General features: G+C 73.3%; 6 protein-coding genes. 4 read left to right on the top strand and 2 right to left on the bottom strand.

All coding sequences use genetic code 11. The annotated features are described in order from the left end of the window. Nucleotides 1-130 precede the first annotated feature (130 nt). Nucleotides 131-598 (bottom strand): SRPBCC family protein, encoded by a 468-nt coding sequence (locus tag ABZS37_RS32605; protein ID WP_355175434.1) that lies wholly within the window; start codon nt 596-598, stop codon nt 131-133. Nucleotides 599-787: 189 nt separating this feature from the next. Between ABZS37_RS32605 and ABZS37_RS32600 the strand changes: the two genes are divergently transcribed. Next, on the top strand, nt 788-1,765 hold the full coding sequence (locus ABZS37_RS32600) for a PfkB family carbohydrate kinase (RefSeq protein WP_355175432.1): 978 nt from the start codon (nt 788-790) through the stop codon (nt 1,763-1,765). Continuing rightward, nucleotides 1,762-2,589 (top strand): 5'/3'-nucleotidase SurE, encoded by an 828-nt coding sequence (locus tag ABZS37_RS32595; protein ID WP_355175430.1) that lies wholly within the window; start codon nt 1,762-1,764, stop codon nt 2,587-2,589. Before ABZS37_RS32600 ends, ABZS37_RS32595 begins: the two co-directional genes overlap by 4 nt. Nucleotides 2,590-2,607: 18 nt before the next feature. Here ABZS37_RS32595 and ABZS37_RS32590 read toward each other — a convergent pair whose 3' ends face one another. Then, entirely contained in the window at nt 2,608-2,973 is a 366-nt protein-coding gene (locus tag ABZS37_RS32590; protein WP_355175428.1) for an STAS domain-containing protein, read from the bottom strand. Nucleotides 2,974-3,360: 387 nt separating this feature from the next. Here ABZS37_RS32590 and ABZS37_RS32585 point away from each other — a divergent pair, with 387 nt between their 5' ends. Together ABZS37_RS32585 and ABZS37_RS32580 are read left to right on the top strand one after the other, a co-directional pair. Then, nucleotides 3,361-3,504 carry a hypothetical protein gene (locus tag ABZS37_RS32585; protein ID WP_355175426.1) on the top strand — a complete coding sequence of 48 codons (144 nt, stop codon included), beginning with the start codon at nt 3,361-3,363 and terminating at the stop codon, nt 3,502-3,504. A 138-nt stretch (nt 3,505-3,642) separates the two neighbouring features. Continuing rightward, nucleotides 3,643-4,041: a hypothetical protein gene (locus ABZS37_RS32580; RefSeq protein WP_355175424.1), complete on the top strand. Its 399-nt coding sequence runs from the start codon at nt 3,643-3,645 to the stop codon at nt 4,039-4,041. Nucleotides 4,042-4,157: the final 116 nt, after the last annotated feature.

Raw genomic sequence — 4,157 nt, 5'->3', positions numbered from 1 at the left:
CCGGGCCGCCGGCCCCACGGCTTGTAGGTGGACAGCACCGTCGCGATGATCATCAGGCTGGTCGACACCGCGGGTGCGATCACCAGGTCGGCGCGGGGCGCGGGCGCGGGGCGCGGGGTGCGCGGGCGGGTCAGGCGGGCGGTGGGGGGTCGCCGGCGCGGTCGAGGGCCGCGCCGAGCCGGGTGGCCAGGGCGAGGTGAGCGACCCGGGCCTGGCGGAACGCGTACCGGAACAGCAGGGTCGGCGCACTCAGGGTGATCTCGACGTCGATCCGGACCAGGCCGTCCGGCTCGGCGCGCAGCCGGGTGTGGTTGCGCACCGTGGTGGCCGGCCACTGGCGGGCCACCGTGACGATCTCGTCGTCCTCGCTGATCAGCACGTCCGCGTGGTAGGTGGTCCGGAAGTGCAGCGGCCCGGCCGCCAGGCGGTCGTTGATCGTGTAGCTGGCCCGGGCGCCGGGTCGGGACGGCACCCGGCGGACCCGGACGATCAGCGGGTGCAACTCACCCTGCCGGGTCAGGTCGCTGAGCAACGCCGCCGCCTCGGCCGGCGAGCAGCGGGCCTGGACGGTGTAGCTGAAGGTATCGCTGGTGAGCACACCGTCTCCCGCCGTCGCTGGTCGCACGATCGTCCCGTACCGATGTCTGGCTGGCAACGCCCGACGGCTGCCAACGCCTGGACGAACCCCGGGTGATGCGATGCCGTGCCACCACCTGTCCCATTAGGGTCGGTTGGTGAAGAATCACCCGACGGTGCTGGGGGCGGACATCATGAACGGCGACGACCGATGAGTGGCCACGTGATGGTCTTCGCGCCCACTCCGCAGCTGACGGTGACCGTGGACCAGCCGAACGACCACCCCGAGCTGCACCTGCACCCCGGCGGGCAGGGCGTCTGGCAGGCCCGGATGGTGATGTCGCTCGGTGTCGACGTGGTGCTCTGCGCCGCCCTCGGCGGCGAGATCGGGCAGGTGCTGGAGCCGCTGCTGGTCAGCGAGGGCGTCGACCTCAAGGTGGTGGTCCGCGACTCCGGTAGCGGCGGGTACGTGCACGACCGCCGGGACGGCTCCCGGCAGGAGATCGCCGACGTACCCGGGCAGCCGCTCAGCCGGCACGAGCTCGACGAGCTGTACAACCTGGCCCTCGGCGAGGGCCTGCGGGCCGCGGTGAGCGTGCTCAGCGGGCCGAACGCGCCGTGGCTCGTCCCGGCCGACCTGTACCGGCGCTTCGCCGCCGACCTCGGCGCCAACGGCGGCCGGGTGGTGGTCGACCTCTCCGGCGATCACCTCGGCTCGGTCCTGGAGAGCGGCGTGTTCTTCCTCAAGGTGAGCCATGAGGAGCTGATCCGCGACGGCCGGGCCCGCAGCGGCGACAGCCTGGAGCTGGCCCGGGCCATGTACGAACTGCACGCCGCCGGCGCCGAGACGGTGGTGGTGAGCCGGGCGGACCAGCCGGCGCTGGCGCTCATCGACGGAGAGCTGTTCGAGGTCGAGATGCCCCGGTTGGAGGCCGCCGACCCGCGCGGCGCGGGCGACTCGATGACCGCCGGGGTGGCGGCCGTCCTGGCCAACGGCGGGGACATCCGGACCGCCATCCGGACCGGCGCCGCCGCCGGGGCGCTGAACGTGACCCGGCACGGCCTGGGCACCGGGCGGTTGGACTCGATCACCGGCCTGGTGGACCGGGTCCGGCTGGTGCCGGCGGACACCCGGCCGCAGGAGCGGACCACCCCCGATGAACTGGCCGACCGGGTGGTCGAACGATGACGCTGCGGGTGCTGATCACCAACGACGACGGGATCGCCGCACCGGGCATCCAGGCACTGGCCTGGGCGGCCGCGCAGCGGGGTCTGGATGTGGTGGTCGCCGCGCCGTTGGAGGAGGCGAGCGGCACCAGCGCCGCGATGAGCGCCGTGGAGCGGGACGGACGGGTCGTGGTGAACCACCACCCGCTGCCGGACCTGGCGGGCGTGCCGGCGTACGGGGTCGGTGGCTCCCCCGGCTTCATCACGCTGATCGCCCTGCACGGTGCCTTCGGTCCTCCACCGTCGGTGGTGCTCTCCGGTATCAACCGTGGCGCCAACGCCGGCCGGGCCGTGCTGCACTCCGGGACGGTGGGCGCCGCGTTCACCGCCGCCACGAACGGCTGCCGGGCGATGGCGGTCTCCCTCGACGTGCTCTCCGCCGGCGAGGCGACGGCGGCGAGCGGTGGCGCCGCGGTGGACGCCGCCGCCCGGGTACGCGACTCCGAACGGCACTGGAGCACCGCCGCGCGGGTCGCCCTGGACCTGCTCCCCCGGTTGACCTCCGCGCCGATGGAGAGCGTGCTCAACGTGAACGCCCCGGACCTGCCGCACGGGCGGCTGCGCGGGGTGCGCCGGGGCACACTGGCCAGCTTCGGTCAGGTGCAGATGACGGTGGCCGAATCCGGCCACGGCTTCGTCCGTACCTCGCTGGAGGAGCCGGGGCAGGCCGCGCAGCCCGGCACGGACGTGGCGTTGCTGGCCGCCGGGTACGCCTCGGTGACGGCCATCCGAGCGGTCACCGAAGCAACCGACATCGACCTGACCGGTCTGGACGAGCAGCCCTGACGGGGATGCCCGGTGCGCTCAGGCGCCGGGAAGAACCTCGGGGGTGGCGGCGGCACCGGCGAAGTAGGGCTCCGGGGCGCCGAACAGGCCGAGCAGGCCGGTCACCCAGAGCTGCCGGTGCACGAATCGGCTCGGCTCGGTGACCAGCAGCTTGACGCCGCTGACCTCGGCCGTCTGGAAGCCGGCAACCATGGCGCTGATGCCGACGGAGTCGATGAAGGTGACCAGCCTCATGTTCAGCTCGATGCGGAGTGGGCGGCCCTTGGCCAGCACCTCCGCGATCGCCTCGCGCACCTCGTACGCTGTGTCGACGTCGATCTCGCCCCGCGGGGCGATCTCGACGACACCACCGGACCGAACCGACTTCACGATCGACAGGCTCACGCGAGCACCTCCACCCGCCCGTCCCCCGGGCGCCTCATCAGTACGCGGGCCGCGACCGAGAGTATTCCTCCGACAGCCTCGGTCGCCACCCCTCGGGATGAGCAATTCGCGGATCCGGACCGACAAAGCGGCCCATATCCCGACTTTTCAGTATCTGATTACTCAACACTTTTCGTTATCTGACCATCGACGATCAGTCCTCACCGACGCGCCGCCGGACCAGGGTAGCGGCCCGGACCCCGCGCGCCGGACAACCGGCCCACGACGTACGGCCGCCCCGTGTGCCACCGGCGTGTCGTTCACGACCCACGGCCCGATGCGTGCCCACGGTTGCCGGCGCCACCTAGCATCGGGCCGGGACACCCGCCGTGACGGAGAGGACCTTCGATGATCAAGCGACTTGCCGGGTTGGCCGGCGTCGGCGTGCTGCTCGCCCTCGTACTGGCCTGCGGTTTCGGTGGTGGAGGCGATGACGACGACGATGACGACGACGACTTCGCCCGGGGCGTCGCCGTGGTGGTGGTGCGTTGAGCTACCGGTGATTCGCAGCGGTCGGGTTTGCGCCCGGCCGACGCGGGGCACTGCGGGGTTCAGGCGAACCGTGACGCGCTGGGAAGACGCCGAAGTCCGAAGTGGCCGGCGGCTTCGGCACCTGAGGAGGTAACCACGATGTTCGGAACCAATCTGCTGGACCGCCGCGGCAAGTCGGAGCGGATCGCGGGCCAGGCGTGGGAGCACCTCGCCTCGGCCGTCAGCTCCGCTGGGGACAGTGTGCGGGACACCGCCCGCTCGGCCCGTCGCAACAGCAACGGCCTCGCCGACGGTGCGGGTGACCTGGTGGGCTCCACCGCCGAAGAGGCGCGACGCCGGGCCGCACGGGCCTTCGACGCGCTCGCCGGCCGCCAGCCGGCACTGCCCTGGACGCTGCTGATCGGCGCCGCGCTCGTCGGCGCGGCGGTCGGCTGGGCCGTCGGCTCCGCCGCGCGGGCCGCCGGCAGCCGGGACGACCGCGCCGTCGACGACGTGGAGTTCATCGACGTCGACCGCCCCAACTCCCCCGCGGTCTGAACAACAGCGCCACCACGGGGCGCCGGGCGGCCCCCCGGGGGCGGGGGGGCCGGGCCCCCAACCCCCCCCCCCCCCCACCCCCCCCCCCCCCCCCCCCCCCCCCCCCCCCCCCCCCC

It is taken from the genome of Micromonospora sp. NPDC005413 (genome assembly GCF_040606435.1).
In the GTDB taxonomy this organism is placed as follows: Bacteria; Actinomycetota; Actinomycetes; order Mycobacteriales; family Micromonosporaceae; genus Micromonospora.
Note: the sequence above shows the minus strand (reverse complement) of the source record. Positions and strands in the feature narration are given on the sequence as shown.

Bases quoted from the DNA above. Each gene is read 5' to 3' on its own strand.
- ABZS37_RS32600 (WP_355175432.1), top strand. From the start codon at position 788: ATGAGTGGCCACGTGATGGTCTTCGCGCCCACTCCGCAGCTGACGGTG.
- ABZS37_RS32595 (WP_355175430.1), top strand. From the start codon at position 1,762: ATGACGCTGCGGGTGCTGATCACCAACGACGACGGGATCGCCGCACCG.
- ABZS37_RS32585 (WP_355175426.1), top strand. From the start codon at position 3,361: ATGATCAAGCGACTTGCCGGGTTGGCCGGCGTCGGCGTGCTGCTCGCC.
- ABZS37_RS32580 (WP_355175424.1), top strand. From the start codon at position 3,643: ATGTTCGGAACCAATCTGCTGGACCGCCGCGGCAAGTCGGAGCGGATC.